The organism is Streptomyces sp. W16 (genome assembly GCF_033194735.1).
In the GTDB taxonomy this organism is placed as follows: domain Bacteria; phylum Actinomycetota; class Actinomycetes; order Streptomycetales; family Streptomycetaceae; genus Streptomyces.
The window spans coordinates 1-16,000 of sequence record NZ_JAWOAI010000208.1; the positions used below are offsets into that span (position 1 = coordinate 1).

16 protein-coding genes and 1 pseudogene are annotated in these 16,000 nt (G+C 70.7%); 9 read left to right on the forward strand and 8 right to left on the reverse strand.

Features of this window, described 5'->3' with window-relative positions:
- Positions 1 to 294, forward strand: a pseudogene (locus R6V09_RS26135) (hypothetical protein); the annotation flags it as partial.
- Positions 284 to 1,234, forward strand: coding sequence for a serine/threonine-protein kinase (locus R6V09_RS26140; RefSeq protein WP_317883868.1), 951 nt, complete (start codon positions 284 to 286; stop codon positions 1,232 to 1,234). The pseudogene R6V09_RS26135 and the gene R6V09_RS26140, both read left to right, overlap by 11 nt.
- Before the next feature lie 10 nt (positions 1,235 to 1,244).
- Here R6V09_RS26140 and R6V09_RS26145 read toward each other — a convergent pair whose 3' ends face one another.
- Positions 1,245 to 1,709: a nuclear transport factor 2 family protein gene (locus R6V09_RS26145; RefSeq protein ID WP_317883869.1), complete on the reverse strand. Its 465-nt coding sequence runs from the start codon at positions 1,707 to 1,709 to the stop codon at positions 1,245 to 1,247.
- A 31-nt stretch (positions 1,710 to 1,740) separates the two neighbouring features.
- Positions 1,741 to 3,030, reverse strand: coding sequence for a streptophobe family protein (locus R6V09_RS26150; RefSeq protein WP_317883870.1), 1,290 nt, complete (start codon positions 3,028 to 3,030; stop codon positions 1,741 to 1,743).
- A 180-nt stretch (positions 3,031 to 3,210) separates the two neighbouring features.
- Here R6V09_RS26150 and R6V09_RS26155 point away from each other — a divergent pair, with 180 nt between their 5' ends.
- Positions 3,211 to 4,497 (forward strand): DUF6777 domain-containing protein, encoded by a 1,287-nt coding sequence (locus R6V09_RS26155; protein WP_317883871.1) that lies wholly within the window; start codon positions 3,211 to 3,213, stop codon positions 4,495 to 4,497.
- Between the two features lie 80 nt (positions 4,498 to 4,577).
- Positions 4,578 to 5,039, forward strand: a complete 462-nt coding sequence (locus tag R6V09_RS26160; protein ID WP_317883872.1) for an ATP-binding protein — start codon at positions 4,578 to 4,580, stop codon at positions 5,037 to 5,039.
- Positions 5,040 to 5,042: 3 nt separating this feature from the next.
- Here R6V09_RS26160 and R6V09_RS26165 read toward each other — a convergent pair whose 3' ends face one another.
- Positions 5,043 to 5,816 carry a class I SAM-dependent methyltransferase gene (locus R6V09_RS26165; RefSeq protein ID WP_317883873.1) on the reverse strand — a complete coding sequence of 258 codons (774 nt, stop codon included), beginning with the start codon at positions 5,814 to 5,816 and terminating at the stop codon, positions 5,043 to 5,045.
- Between the two features lie 87 nt (positions 5,817 to 5,903).
- Here R6V09_RS26165 and R6V09_RS26170 point away from each other — a divergent pair, with 87 nt between their 5' ends.
- Positions 5,904 to 6,293 (forward strand): helix-turn-helix domain-containing protein, encoded by a 390-nt coding sequence (locus R6V09_RS26170; RefSeq protein WP_317883874.1) that lies wholly within the window; start codon positions 5,904 to 5,906, stop codon positions 6,291 to 6,293.
- Between the two features lie 9 nt (positions 6,294 to 6,302).
- Here the strand turns inward: R6V09_RS26170 and R6V09_RS26175 are convergent, their stop codons facing one another.
- The 3 genes from R6V09_RS26175 to R6V09_RS26185 all read right to left on the reverse strand — a co-directional run bounded on the left by R6V09_RS26175 (position 6,303) and on the right by R6V09_RS26185 (position 8,871).
- Positions 6,303 to 6,905, reverse strand: a complete 603-nt coding sequence (locus R6V09_RS26175) for a ClpP family protease (RefSeq protein WP_317883875.1) — start codon at positions 6,903 to 6,905, stop codon at positions 6,303 to 6,305.
- A 1-nt stretch (position 6,906) separates the two neighbouring features.
- Positions 6,907 to 7,560, reverse strand: a complete 654-nt coding sequence (locus tag R6V09_RS26180; RefSeq protein WP_317883876.1) for an ATP-dependent Clp protease proteolytic subunit — start codon at positions 7,558 to 7,560, stop codon at positions 6,907 to 6,909.
- Between the two features lie 102 nt (positions 7,561 to 7,662).
- Positions 7,663 to 8,871: an epoxide hydrolase family protein gene (locus tag R6V09_RS26185; protein ID WP_317883877.1), complete on the reverse strand. Its 1,209-nt coding sequence runs from the start codon at positions 8,869 to 8,871 to the stop codon at positions 7,663 to 7,665.
- 133 nt (positions 8,872 to 9,004) lie between these two features.
- On the opposite strand from R6V09_RS26185, the gene R6V09_RS26190 reads away from it, so the two are divergent.
- Positions 9,005 to 9,487 carry a VOC family protein gene (locus tag R6V09_RS26190; protein ID WP_317883878.1) on the forward strand — a complete coding sequence of 161 codons (483 nt, stop codon included), beginning with the start codon at positions 9,005 to 9,007 and terminating at the stop codon, positions 9,485 to 9,487.
- Between the two features lie 5 nt (positions 9,488 to 9,492).
- Here R6V09_RS26190 and R6V09_RS26195 read toward each other — a convergent pair whose 3' ends face one another.
- Both R6V09_RS26195 and R6V09_RS26200 read right to left on the reverse strand, forming a co-directional pair.
- A complete protein-coding gene (locus R6V09_RS26195) occupies positions 9,493 to 12,018 on the reverse strand; it encodes a glycoside hydrolase family 127 protein (RefSeq protein WP_317883879.1) in 2,526 nt (841 codons plus the stop codon).
- Between the two features lie 179 nt (positions 12,019 to 12,197).
- Positions 12,198 to 12,956, reverse strand: coding sequence for an ABC transporter ATP-binding protein (locus tag R6V09_RS26200; protein WP_317883880.1), 759 nt, complete (start codon positions 12,954 to 12,956; stop codon positions 12,198 to 12,200).
- A gap of 156 nt (positions 12,957 to 13,112) precedes the next feature.
- Here R6V09_RS26200 and R6V09_RS26205 point away from each other — a divergent pair, with 156 nt between their 5' ends.
- The 3 genes from R6V09_RS26205 to R6V09_RS26215 are packed head-to-tail and all read left to right on the forward strand — an operon-like array spanning position 13,113 to position 15,708.
- On the forward strand, positions 13,113 to 14,147 hold the full coding sequence (locus R6V09_RS26205; protein ID WP_317883881.1) for an ABC transporter substrate-binding protein: 1,035 nt from the start codon (positions 13,113 to 13,115) through the stop codon (positions 14,145 to 14,147).
- Between the two features lie 5 nt (positions 14,148 to 14,152).
- Positions 14,153 to 14,953, forward strand: coding sequence for a class I SAM-dependent methyltransferase (locus tag R6V09_RS26210; RefSeq protein ID WP_317883882.1), 801 nt, complete (start codon positions 14,153 to 14,155; stop codon positions 14,951 to 14,953).
- The gene (locus R6V09_RS26215; RefSeq protein WP_317883883.1) at positions 14,950 to 15,708 is read left to right on the forward strand and encodes an ABC transporter permease; all 759 of its coding nucleotides are present in this window, start codon (positions 14,950 to 14,952) and stop codon (positions 15,706 to 15,708) included. The genes R6V09_RS26210 and R6V09_RS26215 overlap by 4 nt, the downstream gene beginning before the upstream one ends.
- The last annotated feature ends 292 nt before the right edge of the window (positions 15,709 to 16,000 follow it).

Sequence of the window (16,000 nt, forward strand, 5' to 3'; positions counted from 1 at the left end):
CCGCGCCCCCTCCTGGCCCGCGCCGAACAGGCCCTCGCCCGCTACCGGAGCGCGGTGGAGGAGCTCGCGGGCGGCGGCCTCGACGGCGCGTCCTTCGAGGCCCGCACCAAGGGCCTGCGGATCGGGGTGGTCGTCGACGGCGCCTCCGTCTGGCTCTACGACGCCGACCACGAGCGCTGGGTCCACGGCGACGGCACCCGGCTCAGCACCTACGCCACCGACGACGGACCCCGCGCCGAACCGGCCGACCCCGGCCACGCCCCCACCCAGGTCGTGAGCCCCGATGGCCCGTGACGCGAGCCGCTTCTCCGGGCGCCCCTCCGAGCTGATCGGCAAGCAGATCGCCGGTTACCGCATCGAGGACGAGATCGGCCGCGGCGGCATGGCGGTCGTCTACCGCGCCCACGACCTGCGCCTGGACCGCACGGTCGCCCTCAAACTGCTCGCCCCGGAACTCGCCCGCAACCACACCTTCCGCAAACGCTTCACCCACGAGTCCCGGGTCGCCGCCGCGATCGACCACCCGCACATCGTGCCGGTCTTCGAGGCGGGCGAGACGGACGGCGTCCTCTACATCGCCATGCGCTACGTCTCCGGCAGCGACCTGCGCCATCTCCTGGACCGGGCAGGCCCGTTGGGGCTGTCGACGGCCACCCGCATCGTCGGCCAGGTCGCGTCCGCGCTGGACGCCGCCCACGAACACGGGCTGGTCCACCGGGACGTGAAGCCCGGCAACATCCTCGTGGCGCGCGGCACCGACACCGACCATCCCGAGCACGTATATCTCACCGACTTCGGTCTGACGAAGAAGTCGCTGTCGTTGACCGGTTTCACGACGGTCGGCCAGTTCGTCGGGACCCTCGACTATGTGGCCCCCGAGCAGATCTCCGGACGGCCGGTCGACGGGCGCTGTGACGTGTACGGGCTTGCCTGCGTCGCCTACGAGACCCTCGCGGGGCGTCCGCCGTTCCGGCGGGACGACGACATGGCGCTGCTGTGGGCGCATCAGTACGACATGCCTCCGGCGGTCACCGAGTCCCGGCCCGATCTGCCGGGGCATGTCGACGCCGTGTTCGCGAAGGCGTTGGCGAAGAGTCCGGATGATCGGTACGAGTCGTGTCTGGCGTTCGTGACGGAGTTGCGGGGCGGGGTGTCGGGGCATGTGGCGACCGAGGTGGATGTGGGGGTGGCTGCGGTGCCTCCGTGGGCTGAGCCGGTGTTCAGGGGGCGCTGAGGTCTCGTTGTCAGCTGCGGGCCGGTGGGGGCTGGTCGCGCAGTTCCCCGCGCCCCTGAAGGGGCGCCGTAGTCCCCGGCGTCAGCGGTATCCGTCGTGCCGACAGCCTGCGATGCGAGATCCGCCAGCCGACCCCCGTGCGCACCACCGTGTCCTCGTACGTCACCGAACCGCACGAGCCGTCCGTCCGGATCCCCAGCCCCTTTGACCGGACCCGGACCTGGCCCTCCGCCGACTCCTCGATCACCACGTTCGTGACGTGATGGGCTACGGGGTTCCCGTCTCCCAACGCCAAGGACGCGCCCACGAGTTCGGGGAGGCCGATGACCGTGCCCTGGCCGAAGTCGGTGAGGTCGTACTCCACATCCTGGGTGAACACCTCGTCCAGACGGTCGAGTTCGCCCTCGTCGACCAAGTGGCCGTGCAGCGCGATCAACTCCGCGATGGCCAGGCGGTCTTCGAGAGTCGGCGCCATGTCTGCCCTTTCCTCGGCTGGGCGCACACTCTCACGCCGGGCGCTTCGACTGCTCGGGAATTTCGACCTCGCCGCGTCGGCGCACCGGCTTCGCCAGCAGTGCCCCCAGGAAGCCCGCGACCAACCCCCACAGTGCCGCCAGGCCCACCGCCGACCACAACTCGGCCTTCAGGAACAGGTCCCCTGACAGTCCGCCGCCCACGTCGCCGATGCCGAGGAGGGAGAGGCCGTAGTGCGCGGAGATCCGTCCGACCAGGCAGATCATCAGGACCGCCAGGGCGAGGGCGACCGCCAGGTGGACGGCGTGCTGCCAGGCGCGGGTGTGGGCCGGTGAGCGGACGGCCATCAGGACCGCGGCGGACAGGAGCAGGACCGCGTTCACCACCAGGAGCCACCACACCCGGCCGTCGAAGGCGGCGATGGAGTTCAGGTTCAGGGTGGAGATGTCCGGGGTGCGCAGGACCTCGTCCAGCAGGTGGGGCATGGGCAGGCCGAAGGGGCCGTCGACCCGGCCGTTCCAGGTGGCGCCCAGGCCGATCGTGAGGGTGAGCCAGACCAGGTTCGGCATGCCGAGCAGGATCAGGGCGAAGGTCTGGACGGCGTGGCCGCGCGTCGCCGCGACCACGAGGGCCATGACGACGCCGAGCGCGACGTAGGCGAGCAGGAGGGCGACCACGGCGTACGCGGCCGGGCGGACGGACGCGTGGAAGCGCAGCAGCCGGGCGGGGAGGGGCGCGCCCGGCGACACCAGGAGGGCCAGCACCAGTACCCCGGCCAGCCACAGCAGCCCGAACAGCACCGTCTGCGGTACGTCCGCCTCGAAGCCGACCTCCGGTGAGGCGCCGATGAGGTCGCCGATGTCGCCGAGAGTTCCGCTGCCGAGGGAGATCGAGAACTTCTGGCGTGCGCCGAGGGCCAGTGCGATCAGGCCGAGCAGCCACAGGACGGCGATACGGGCGGCCCAGCCGGCCAGCTCCGCGGCCGAGGCGACCGCGCGGTGCCGTAGGGGCCGTAGGAACGCGGTGGCGGTCGCCAGGGCGCCGGCCAGGGTCACCGAGAGCGGGATGACTGTCAGGCCTGCCTTTGTGTCGGCCAGCGAGCCCGCGTTTCCGGAGAGCTTCACGGTGCCGCCGACCGCCGTCACCACGGTCGCCGTGACGACCCGGGGGAACGCGCCGTCCGGGAGGTCCGTCGCGCCCGCCGCCCACAGGCCCAGCGCGGCGACCACGCCCATGGTGAGCAGCCCGGCCAGCACCGTGCTCAGGGCCTGGACCCAGCCGTGGCGGGCGACTGCCTGGTCAGAGGGGGTTCGGGGGGTCACGCCTGCCACGCTAAGCAGCGCTCGGGAAGCGCGCCCGCCGGGAGGGCCGTCCGCGTCGGCTTGCGGGCGGACCGGGATCGGAGCACACAATGGGGGCGTTGTGGATAAAGCGGTATGAATCGGTACGAAACTTCGTGCGTTGAAGAAATGCCGCTAGAGCCGCGTCGGGAAGAAGAGCTCGTGAGCGTCGAACCTCCGTCTTCAGGCCGCCCCACCGGACCGCCCTCCGGCCCGCTGTCGGGACCCTCCCAGCCGCCTTCGGGCCCGCCCTCGCAGCCCTCGGGCAGCGGCGGTGCGGGAGCGCCGGAGCCGCACCGCCCGTGGTGGAAGTCGGCGCCACGCGTCGCGATCCTGACCACCGCTGTGGTGGCCGCAGTGGTGCTGGCCCTCGTCTTCACCCGCTCCGACGGAGGCTCGACCGGCACGGCGAGCAAGGGCGAGGTCTTTCTGCAGGCCGCGGCGAAGACCGGCCCGGACCCGTTCACGGAGTCCACGGCGAGCGACAGCTCCGCCCCGCCCGTCTCCGCCTCACCCACTGCCTCGGAACCGGCGAACGCCGTACGCGGTGTCGACGGCGGCGCCCCCGGCCTCTACGGCGGCACCCAGAACGTCGCCAGCTGCGACGTGGAGAAGCAGATCAAGGCGCTCCGGGCGAACCCGGCGAAGAACAAGGCGTTCGCGTCCGTCGTCGGCGTCCAGCCCGCCGGAGTCCCCGCCTATCTGCGCTCCCTCACCCCCGTACAGCTGCGCATGGACACCCGGGTCACCAACCACGGCTACCGCGACGGCGTCGCCACCAGCTACCAGGCCGTCCTCCAGGCGGGCACCGCCGTCCTCGTCGACAGCCACGGAGTGCCCCGCGTCCGCTGCGCCTGCGGCAACCCGCTGTCGCCGCCCGTCGCCCAGCAGACCACCCCGAAGCGGACCGGCGACACCTGGTCGTCATACCGGCCGCAGAACGTCGTCGTGGTCACGCCCGCACCGCAGGTCATCAACATCTTCGTGATCTACGACCCCCACAACGGGCACTGGTTCGGCCGCCACCACGGTGACACGGGCGGCCGGCACGACCACCGGACCCCGCCGCCGGTGAACCCGGCCAGCCCCTCGGTGACCGTGTCCCCGCCGACCTCGCCGTCGTCGAACTCCCCGTCGCCGTGCGCCTCCACGGCCCCCGGCACGCCGGGAACGCCGGGCACCCCCGGCGCGTCCACGAGCCCGTGCCCGCCGACGTCGAGCTCCCCGTCCTCGTCCTCCACGTCGCCGTCCGCTCCGTCCTCGTCCCCGAGTTCGGAATCGCCGTCGTCGGAGCCGCCGTCGACCGGGTCGTCGGCAGCCTCGTCGTCCGCGCCCGCATCGGTGGCCTCCGGCGCGACGACGACGTCCGCGTCCAACTCCGCGTCGGCTTCGGTTTCCAGCTTCAGCGCGCCGGTTTCCCCGGGGACGAGTTCACCGTCACTCTCCTAGGGGGACTGCCCGGCGTGGGGCTGGGTACGAGCACTGGTGCGACAGCAACAGGCCGATGCCCGCCTTCGAGAGAGACACGCATGATCGACCACCGGGACGGGGTAGTGATACCGACTCGTTTCGACGTGCCCGTGGAACCGCTGAGGCGGGCGGCGCACTACACCGGCGAACCGGGCTGCATCGCCGCGGCACGGCACTTCACGCACCAGTTCCTGGAGCAGCTCAGAACCGAGTGGTGCGCCAGGATCGACGACCGGTCCGAAGGCGAACTGCTGTTGGTGGTGAGCGAGTTGGTCACCAACGCGGACCGGCACAGCAACGGCCCGTACATCCTGGAGCTGGAGGGCACGGACGCCGCGGTGACGGTGTCGGTCTGCGACAGCAGTGTCGCCCTGCCCGGGCTCTTCGCCCGCGACCCCGAGCGGATCGGCCGGCACGGCCTGGAGATTGTGCACGCTCTGGCCGCGCGGGTGACGGTCGAACGGGTACCGGTCGGCAAGCAGGTGCGTGCGGTGGTACGCCTGAGCGGCGAGGACCACTAGACCTCAGGTCCGGGTGGCCGTGATCAGTTCGTGGAAGTACCGCTTGGTGACCCGGCCGCCGTGCCGTGTCTCCAGCAGCTCCCGGAGGCAGGCCAGGAGGCCCTGGCGCGCGGGCTCCTCCATGGCGAGATGGCCCGAGTAGGTGAGCACGACGTCGAGGTACTCGTCGGTCGCGTACGTGATCTCCTGGGCGCCGCGCCACACCGTGACGTCCTCGAAGTGCTCTGAGCGCTCGAACTCCCGGGTGTCCGTGGCCGATTCGTCCTCGGTGGGGCTTCGGAAGCCGGGCGGGGTGGTCGGGTCCCAGCGTTCGTAGCAGCGCTGCATCCGGTCGAAGAACTCCTGGGTGCCGCCCGCCACATGGTGGGTGGTGACGACCGCGAGATGCCCGCCGGGAGGCAGGGCGGACGCCGCCTTCGCCAGGAAGTTCCGGGAGTCGAACCAGTGGTACGCCGTCGCGATCACCACCAGGTCGAAGGGCTCGTCCGGCAGTTCCCACCGCTCGAAGTCCGCCACCTCCACGTTCGCCCTCGGGAACGGGCTCAGGTTGCGCCGGGCCACCGCCGCCAGCGACGGCCCCAGCTCCACGGCGGTCAGCCGACAGCCGAACTCGGCCAGCGGGACGGTGAGTTGACCGGTCCCGGGGGCGATCTCCAGCACCCGGCTGTCCGGGCCGAGGCCCGCCACCCGGGCCAGTTCCGCCACGAGAGGGCGCGGATACCGGGGCCGGGCCCGGTCGTAGCGCTCGGCCGCCCGGTCGAACGTGTCGCGCAGCACCCTTTCCGCACCCTTCGGATCGGCGATTCCACCCAGGGCAGAATGCTGATCCCTTGCCCTGGCGTCCAACGCTTTTAGTCTGAGGGGGTGAGCAACCAAGCGCCGAACCAAGCCCGCGTGATTCCCCTGCGCCCGCACGAGCCGGCCCCTCACCTGCCGGAGCCCACGGTTCCCGCGCCCAAGGAACCCTTGTGGCGCGACCTGGTCGGTGACGTCCTGCGACGTGAACGCCTGGCCCAGGAGCGCACCCTGAAGGACGTGGCCGATGCCGCCCGGATCTCCATGCCGTATCTCTCGGAGGTGGAGCGGGGCCGCAAGGAGGCCTCCTCGGAGGTCCTGGCAGCCGCCGCCCACGCCCTCGGTCTCGACCTCGGCGACCTGCTGTCGCTGACACAGAACGAATTCACCCAGCATCGCAACAGGCGTCAGGGCAGGGTGAGTTCGCCGTACAACGGGCTGTGCCTGGTCGCCGCCTGACGATGTCGCTCAGACCGCGACGAGGCGTCGGCTGACCACCTCGTCGGCCAGGCCGTACGCCACGGCCTCCGGCGCGGTGAACACCTTGTCGCGGTCCATGTCGGCGCGCAGTGTCGCGATGTCGTGGTGCGTGTGCCGCGACAGCACCTCCTCCACCTGGGCGCGGATCCGCACCATCTCCTTGGCCTGGAGCGCGAGATCGGACACCATGCCGCGCTGTCCGCCGCTCGCCGGCTGGCCGAGCAGCACGCGCGCGTGCTCCAGCACGAACCGGCGCCCGGGGTCCCCGCCGGCCAGCAGCACGGCCGCCGTGGAGGCGGCCTGGCCGACGCAGAACGTCGAGATCGGGGACTGTACGTACGTCATGCTGTCGTAGATCGCCATGAGCGAAGTGAACGAGCCACCGGGCGAGTTGATGTAGATCGCGATCTCGCTCTCCGGCGACGACGACTCCAGATGGAGGAGTTGCGCGATGACGACGTTGGCGACGCCGTCGTCGATGTCGGTGCCGAGGAAGATGATCCGCTCGGCCAGCAGCCGGCTGAACACGTCGTAGGACCGCTCGCCCTGCGGGGTGCGCTCGACGACGTTCGGAATCGTGTACGTCCCCATGTCAGAGCCCCATCCGTCGCTTCGAGGCGGCCGGGCGCACGTCGGCCAGTGAGACGACGACCCGGTCCACCATGCCGTACTCCTTGGCCTGTTCGGCCGTGAACCAGCGGTCGCGGTCGCCGTCGCGGGAGATGGTCTCCTCGGTCTGGCCGGTGTGCCGGGCGGTGAGGCGTTCGATGGTCCTCTTCGTGTGCTCCAGGCTCTCCGCCTGGATCTCGATGTCGGCGGTGGTGCCGCCGATGCCCGCCGACGGCTGGTGCATCATGACCCGCGCGTGGGGAAGGGCGTACCGCTTGCCGGGTGCGCCGACGGTCAGCAGGAACTGGCCCATGCTCGCCGCGAAGCCCATCGCCAGCGTCGAGACGTCGTTCGGGATCAGCTGCATCGTGTCGTAGATCGCGAGGCCCGCCGTCACCGAGCCGCCGGGGCTGTTGACGTACAGGCTGATGTCCGTGCGCGGGTCCTCGGCGGACAGGAGGAGGAGCTGGGCGCAGACGCGGTTCGCGGAGACCTCGTCGACCTGGGTGCCGAGGAGGACGATCCGCTGGGCGAGGAGCTGTGCGGCCAGGTGGTCGTCGAAGCGGGAGGGCGGGGTGTCGCCCTCCTCGGCGCGAGGCATGAGGGGTGGGGCGAGACCGGCGGTGAGCGGAGACATCGGTCCTCCTTGTCGAGGCTGTGTGGTGTCTCCACTGTCGGCCGGGAAGCGCCCGAACTGCGGGTTTCTAGGCCCGTAGCAGATTCGCCGTGGGCAGAGCGGTCACTCCGGGGCCTTCTCCCGCAGCTGTCGGAAGAAGGCGCGTACGTCCTGCGCCAGCAGATCGGGCTCCTCCATGGCGGCGAAGTGGCCGCCCCGCGCCGGCTTGGTCCAGCGGACGATGTTCTCGGTCCGCTCGGCCTTGTGGCGGAGCGGGATCTGGATCTCGGCCGGGAACACGGCGAGCGCGGTGGGGGCCGTCGACGGTTGGGTGGGCGCGGTGGCCCGCTTGCCGGTGGCGTGTGCCCGCTCGTAGTAGATCCGGGCGGCCGAACCGGCGGTCCCCGTCAGCCAGTACAGCATCACGTCGGTGAGCATCCGGTCCCGGTCGACGGCCTCCTCGGGCAGCTCCTCGGAGTCGGTCCACTCCCTGAACTTCTCGACGATCCAGGCGAGTTGACCCACCGGCGAGTCCGTGAGGCCGTACGCCAGGGTCTGCGGGCGGGTGGCGTGGAGGACGGCGTAGCCGGTGCCCTCGGCCTGCCATGCGGTCCAGCGGCGCCAGGACTCCAGGGCGTCCGCCCGCTCCTCGGGGCCGAGCGCGGCCAGCTCCTCGGCGGTGGGCTCGGTGTGTGCCTGTGCGCCCGGCAACAGGTTGAGGTGGACGCCGATGACACGGTCGGGGTGGGCGCGGCCCAGCCCTCGGGAGATCACCGCGCCCCAGTCGCCGCCCTGTGCGCCGAACCGTTCGTAGCCGAGCCGGCGCATCAGTTCGGCCCAGGCGTCGGCGATCCGGCCCGTGTCCCAGCCGGTGTCGGCGGGTGGCCCGGACAGCCCGAAGCCCGGAATGCTGGGCACCACCACGTGGAAGGCGTCGGCCGGGTCGCCGCCGTGGGCCGCCGGATCGGTCAACAGGCCCACGATGTCGACGAATTCGACGATCGAGCCCGGCCAGCCGTGCGTGATGATCAGCGGGGTGGCGTCAGGTTCCGGGGAGCGGATGTGCGCGAAGTGGACGTTCGACCCGTCGATGGTGGTCGTGAACTGCGGCCACGCGTTCAGCTCGGCCTCGGCCGCCCGCCAGTCGTACTCGTGCCGCCAGTAGCGCACCAGCTCCCGCAGGTAGTCGGCCGGTACGCCGTACGCCCAGCCCGTGCCGGGCAGCTCGTCGGGCCAGCGGGTGCGGTCGAGGCGGGCGTGCAGGTCGTCGAGGTCGGCCTGCGGGATGTCGATGCGGAACGGTTGGACGCTGTCAGTCTGCGAGGACGTCATGGAGTCCGAGACTAGTTCCGGGCGACGGATCGGCCACCTGAATTGTCCGGCGCCCAGACCGATGAGTTTCGCGGAGGGCGCCAGTCGATACAGATGACCGTGTTCGATGCCACCGGAGCCCATGGAGGAACGCATGACCACCGACGGATTCACCACGTGTCTCTGGTTCGACGGCCAGGCCGAGGAAGCCGCCCACCTGTATGTGTCGATCTTCAAGAACTCCAGCATCGGCCGCATCAGCCACTACGCCGAGGGCGCCCCGCAGCCGGCGGGCTCGGTACTCACCGTCGAGTTCACGGCCTTCGGCCAGAAGTTCGTCGCGCTGAACGGCGGCCCGATGTTCAAGTTCACCGAGGCCGTCTCCTTCCAGATCCCGTGCGAGAACCAGGAGGACATCGACTACTACTGGGCCAAGCTCCTCGAAGGCGGCGGCGAGCCCGGCCCCTGCGGCTGGCTCAAGGACAGGTTCGGCCTGTCCTGGCAGGTCGTCCCCACCCGGCTGATCGACATGATCACCGACCCCGACCCCGCGAAGGTCGCCCGTGCGACGGAGTCCTTCATGGCGATGGGCAAGTTCGACCTCGCCGCACTGGAGAAGGCCTTCGCGGGGGAGTGACTCCGCTATGCCGGTCGAGCGAGCGTCGCCACCTCGGCGGCGCTCAGCGCCCTGCCGTAGACCCGGAAGTCGTCGACCGCGCCCTTCAGGTACGGGTCGGCGTACTGCGACCGGCCGACGTAGCCGGCCCGGACGTGGTTGCCGAAGCGGCGCGGCTCCACGGTGACGGCGGCGTTCCGGCCGGCTTCCGCGCCGTCCACGTACAGGACGGCGGTGCCCGCGCCGTAGGACACCGCCACATGCACCCAGCGGTCGGTGGGCAGCGGCTCGGCGTCGATGCGCTGCTCGGCGCCCGCCCCGCCCGCGGTGATCGCGTACCGCAGGGTGCCGTCGCCGCTGAGCGGGGTCAGGAACATGTTCGCGGTGACGCCGGTGCCGAGGTCGAAGATCCGACTCCAGACGCCCGGACCGCCGTCCAGCCGGACCCAGGTGGCGAGCGAGTAGGCGGAGGCGCCCGCCAACAGGTCCTCGGCGAGGGCGACATGACCGTCCACACCGTCCAGGGCGACCGCACCACCGAGCCGGCCGTCCGCCGACCACGCGGCTCCGCCGACCAGTTGGGCCGTACGGCCGTTGCCCGTCGCATCGGACGCCGTCGTGCCCGAGGTCTCGTCGAAGCGGTGCCAGGCGGCGAACTCCGGGGGAGGGGGCGGGGGTTCGCCGGTCAGCCAGTACACCGAGTAGTGCTGGTGGTGGACGCGGGCGATCGGCAGCAGGGTCACGTCCGCTCCGTCCGCGCGTGCGGTGAAGCGCAGCGGGTCCGAGGACTCCTGTTGTACGGAGTCGGCGTCCAGGCGTGACAGCCAGGGATCGGCCCGGTCGCCGAGCGCTCCGGCCAGCACCATCGGCCCGTGCAGCACCGCCCGCACATCGGGGTCGTCGGGGGTCGGCTCCACTACCGTACGCATCGGCAGGGACACCTCGACCCGGTCGCCGGCGCGCCAGGTCCGCTCCAGGGTGAGCCAGGTGCCGGGCTTCGGACGGTCGGGCAGTACACGGCCGTTGAGGGTGGCGCGGGCGCCGGAGGCCCAGGACGGGACGCGGACGCGGAGTTGGTGCGCGGCCCGGCCAGCGGTGACCGTCAGGGTGGTGGTGGAGCGGTCGGGGAAGCCGGTGGTCTGCCGCCAGGTGATGCCCCGTTCGCGCCAGACCACCTGGGACGGGACGAACAGGTTGACCAGCAGGCCGTGTTCGTCGTGTGTGTAGATCGTGTCGGCGAACTTGGCCTGTGTCTCCATGCCGGTGCCGTGGTCGCAGGAGAAGTTGTCGTAGTCCGTGGAGTACACGTCCGGATCCGCGCCCATGAAGGACGGCTGGCGCTTGGACGAACCCGGCGCCAGACCGGTGTAGTAGATGTTGAAGCCGTGCTCGGAGTCCGGGTCCTGCTCGCCCAGCAGCTGGTTGAACAGGGCGCGTTCGTAGAAGTCGAGCAGTTCGACGCGGTCCGGGGTGTGGAAGTGCAGCAGCCGGGTCAGCTTCAGCATGTTGTAGCTGTTGCAGTTTTCGCAGGTGTTGTCCGACAACTGCCCTGCCACGACGTCCGGTTCGTGGAAGGCCTCGCCGTTGCTGTTGCCGCCGATGACGTACGAGTGGTGGCCGGTGACGATCTCCCAGAAGTTGGCGGCGATCGTGCGGTACCGCTCGGGCAGTCCCTCCTCCCACAGCCGCAGCGCGCCGACCATCTTCGGGATCTGCGTGTTGGCGTGGAGCCCGGCGAGCCGGTCCTCGTTCCGCGAGAGGGGGTCGAAGACCCGGGCGTGGGTGAAGCGTTCGGCGACATCGAGCCAGGTGGCGTTGCCGGTGAGGGCGTGCAGATCGGCGAGCACGTCGTTCATCCCGCCGAACTCGGTCTCCAGGACCCGCTGCATCCGCTCGTACGACAGTCCCGCGGTGCGCGCGTCGACCCAGCGTGCCTGCCGGAGCACCACGTCGAGGGCCTGCTCGTTCCCGGCCAGCCGATACTGTTCGACCAGCCCCGCCATGATCTTGTGGATCGTGTAGTACGGCGCCCAGACCCCGGTCCCGGCCTCCAGCCGGTCGAAGAAGCTCTCCGGGAACGCGGACAGATAGCCGGTGCGGAAACCGGCGGCGGGCGAGGCCGCCTGACACTTCGCCAGCTCGGCGACCAGGGTGCTGCCCTTGTCGCGCAGGACCGTGTCACCGGTGTTGGCGTACGCGAGCGCGAGTCCGGAGAGCAGATGGCCGGTGGAGTGGCCGCGCAGCTCCACGTCGGGCCCCTCCCAGCCGCCGCAGGGCTGGGCGTTGCTGGGCAGGCGGACGTTGGTACGGAAGGTGTGCAGCAGCCGGTCGGTGTCGACGAAGCGCAGATAGGCCGAGTTGCGGCGCTGGTTGTCCCGGAACGGGCTGTCCAGCAGGGTCACGGCGGTGAGCGGGAAGGGGCGGACCGCGGTGGGTTCGGCGGCGGCGTCCGTGGCGGCGTGCGCCGTGCCGTCCGTGGCGGTGAGGGTGAGGGCGGCCGAGGTGGCACCTGCGGCCGCGAGCAGCTGACGTCTGCCCAGGGGTGGGGTCATCACCAATGTCCTTCGCATGTCGAGGAGTTGGGAGTCGGGGCGGCGGTGTCCCTCCACCGCTCCACTCCGGTTCGAAATCCCGAATGTCGTGCGACATGCTGTGCGCTGGACACGCTAGGCGCCTGTTGGGTGATGTCAACAGGGCGTGGAGGGACGGCAGTTGACGGTGGGGACGGGGATCAGGTGTCGCTGTCCAGCAGCAGCGCGTGCAACTCTGCGGCCCGCCGGGCCAGTTGCTCCGCCTGCTCGGCCCTTGCGCGGGTGCGTGGCCGGGGCAGGGTGATGTCGAGGACCGTACGGATCCGGCCGGGGCGGGGCGTGAGCACCACCACCCGATCGGCCAGCATGACCGCCTCGTCGACGGAGTGGGTGACGAGGACGACGGTGGACGGATGCTCGCGGTGCGTGCGCTGCAACTCGGCGCACAACTCGTCCCGGGTGAGCGCGTCGAGCGCGGAGAACGGCTCGTCCATCAGCAGCACCCGAGGGCGCTGCATCAGCGACCGGCACAGCGCCACCCGCTGCTGCATCCCGCCGGACAGCTCGTGCGGCAGGCGCCGCTGGAAGCCGTCGAGGCCCATCGCCTCGATCAGTCCCAGCGCCCGTTTCCGCGAGCCGTCGCGCCGGTCGCCCGAGATCTCCGCAGGCAGCAGCACATTGTCCAGCACCGACCGCCACGGCAGCAGCGCCGGCCGCTGGAAGAGGACGGCACAGTCACCGCGCGGTCCGGTGACGGCACGGCCGCCCATGAGGACCTCGCCCCGGGTCGGCACCGCCAGGCCGGCGATCAGCCGCAGCAGCGTCGACTTCCCACAGCCGGAACGCCCGACGACCGCCACGAACTCGCCGTCGCCGGCCTCCAGATCGATGCCCCGAAGCGCTTCGACACGGCCACGTCGATGCGCGAACTCCTTGGACACACCCCGTAGTTGGATCACGCGTCGACTCCCGTCGGCCGCCGTGCGCGGAATACCGAAAATCGCTCTGCTGGATTGTGGCATGCACGCGTACGATTTTCCGGATCGCGACCCCGGCGATAAAGGCCCCACCGAGTGCCGCCGTCCCCCACCCATTCCCCCGTCAGGGGAGGTCGCATGATCCGCTCATACCGCACAGCGACGGTTTTCTGTACGGCGGTCACGCTACTGGCCGCCGCTGCCTGTGGCTCCAACTCGTCGACCAAGAGCACGAGTTCGGCCAAGGATCACATCACCTATGTCACCGCCTTCGGTGCCGCGGGACGGGACGCCTTCGCCTGGGTGGCCGAGCAGAAGGGCTATTTCCGGGAGGCGGGAATCGACGTACAGATCGAACTCGGAAAGGCCACCGGCGAGAATCTCAAGGCCCTCGCCTCCGGAAAGGCACAGTTCACGAGCCTCGACCTGACGGGCGCGATGATTTCCGCGGGCGCCAAGAACTCCACGGCCTACCGCGACTTCCGTGCCGTGCTCGCCATCCACCAGCGCACCCTCGTCTCCATCATGGCGATGCAGGGCTCGGGCATCACCACCCCGAAGGACCTCAAGGGCAAGCGGATCGCGGCCGCCGCCAACTCCGTGAACCAACTGCTGTTCCCCGGCTATGCCAAGCTCGCCGGTATCGACACCGCCGAAATCCACTGGATCGCGGTCCAGCCCGTCCAGTTGGGCCCGGCCCTCGCGAGCGGCAAGGCCGACGCGCTCAGCACGTTCCTGATCGGCCGGTCGACCATTGAGAAAGCCACCGTGCAGGCCAGGTCGAAGCATGTCGTGGTGTTCCCCTACAGCACCTACCTGCCCGACCTGTACGGCAACGCGACGGTCACCACGGCATCCCTCGCCGCGAAGAAACCGGACCTGGTCAAGCGCTTCCGTACCGCCATGCTCAAGGCGCTGAAGTACACGATCCAACACCCGGACGAGGCCGGGAAGTTGCTGCACGCCAAGCATCCGGAGACGGACGCCACGGCCGCGAGCGCGGAGATCAAGCTGATGACACCGTCCGTGACGGCCGAGGGAGAGTCGTCCATCGGACTCATCACCGAGGCACGGATGCAGCGCGCCCTCACCAGCCTGCAGAACGCCGGGGTCGTCCAGCCGGGGATGACACCGCAGGACCTCGTCGACTTCGCCGCCATGAAGTCGAGTTGACGGCCGTGGAGACGCCGCTCCCGTACGCCTTCGACAACGACGACCCGGAGGCCGTCGCGCGGCACGGCCAACTCCCGGCGATCCTCGACGAGTTCACGATCTCGCGGCTGTCGTCCCTCGGCGACCTGACCGGCCGGCGCTGTCTGGAGACGGGGGCCGGGGGCGGTAGCATCGCCGCCTGGCTCGCCCTCGCGGCCGGACCCGCGGGACGGGTGCTGGCCACCGACGTCAACACCCGGCATCTGCCGCCGAGTCCGCCGTACGACGTGCTGGTACACGACCTGGAGAAGGAACCGGTGCCCGACGGTCCCTGGGACGTGATCCACGCCCGGCTGGTGCTGGTGCACCTGCCCGGACGGGAGGCCGTTCTCCGCAGGCTCGCCGCCGCGCTCGCGCCCGGCGGCGCCCTCGTGGTGGAGGACTTCGCGTCCGCCTTCCGCAGGCTCGTGCTGGCGGCCCCCACCCCGCAGGCCGCCGAACTGGTCGATCTCTACCACGAGTTGCTCGTCGAACACGTCCTGCCCGCCCACGGAAACGACCCCACCTGGGCGGGGCGGGTACCCGCCGCCATGCTGGAGGCGGGCCTGACCGACGTCGACACCCTCGTCCAAGCGCGGTCCTGGCGGGGTGGCACCGCGGGCGCGCTGCTGATCGGCGCGAACATCGCCCAGGCACGGGAGGACTTCCTGGCGGCAGGCATGACGCAGGTGCAGCTGGACGAGCTGGGCCGGCTGGTCACCGATCCCCGGCTGATGGTCCGTGACCACTTCACCTACTCGACCATCGGCCGCAGGCCCCCGGCGTGAGACGCGTCCTGTCGGTGGGACCGCCGGTCCTGGCAGCCGTGTGCGCCCTGGCCGGGTGGTGGCTGATCACCGTCGCCTTCGACATCCGGCCGTTCCTGCTGCCCGCCCCGCCCGACGTCGTCGACGCCTTCGGCCGGCTGCCCGGCTATCTGCTCCGCCAGACCTGGCAGACGTTCACCGAGACGGCTGTCGGCTTCGGCCTGGCCGTCGGCGCGGGACTGGCGACCGCCGTATTGCTCACCGCGTCCCGGGGCGTGGAACGCGCGGTCATGCCGCTGCTGGTCGCTGTCAACGCCGTACCCAAGATCGCGGTGGCACCGCTCCTCGTGGTCTGGCTCGGCTTCGGCACCGCCCCGAAGGTGTTCATGGTGGCCCTGCTCGCCTGGTTCCCCGTGGTCGTGTCGACGATGGCAGGACTGACCTCCGTCCCCCTGGAACTGACCGAACTGGCCCACTCGCTCACCGCGTCCCGCTGGCAGACCTACCGCAAGCTCCGCATCCCCTGGGCCCTGCCCCAGGTCTTCATCGGCCTGCGCCTCGGCGTCACCCTGGCCGTCGTGGGCGCGGTCGTCGGCGAGTTCGCGGGCGGCGACCAGGGCCTCGGCTACGTCATCGTGGCCTCCGGCGGCAACGCCGACACGCCCCTCGCGTTCGCCGCGATGGCCCTGCTCAGCGTCATGAGCGTGCTGCTCTTCTACGCCGTCGTCCTCGCGGAGCGGGCACTGCTGCCCTGGGCCCGCGAGATCACCGGCTGAGCGACCGCACGGGCCGTACCGGCAACCCCTGCGCGACGCCTCCCGGTAACCACTGCGTTTCGGACGTTAATTTCCGGGCCCAAAGGGTTGGCGGGAAACCATCCCCTAGCTATCGTTCACGCACTTTACTCAATCGTTCCGCTGAACGAATAGCTGAACGAATAGCGACAAGGACGGTCGGTACATGTCCGACATCCACCACCCGGGCCGCCGGTCGGTGCTCACCGCGGGCCTCGCCTCGGCGGCGGCACTCGGCGGGTCCTGGCTGCTGACCGGCTGTGCCGGGGCGGAG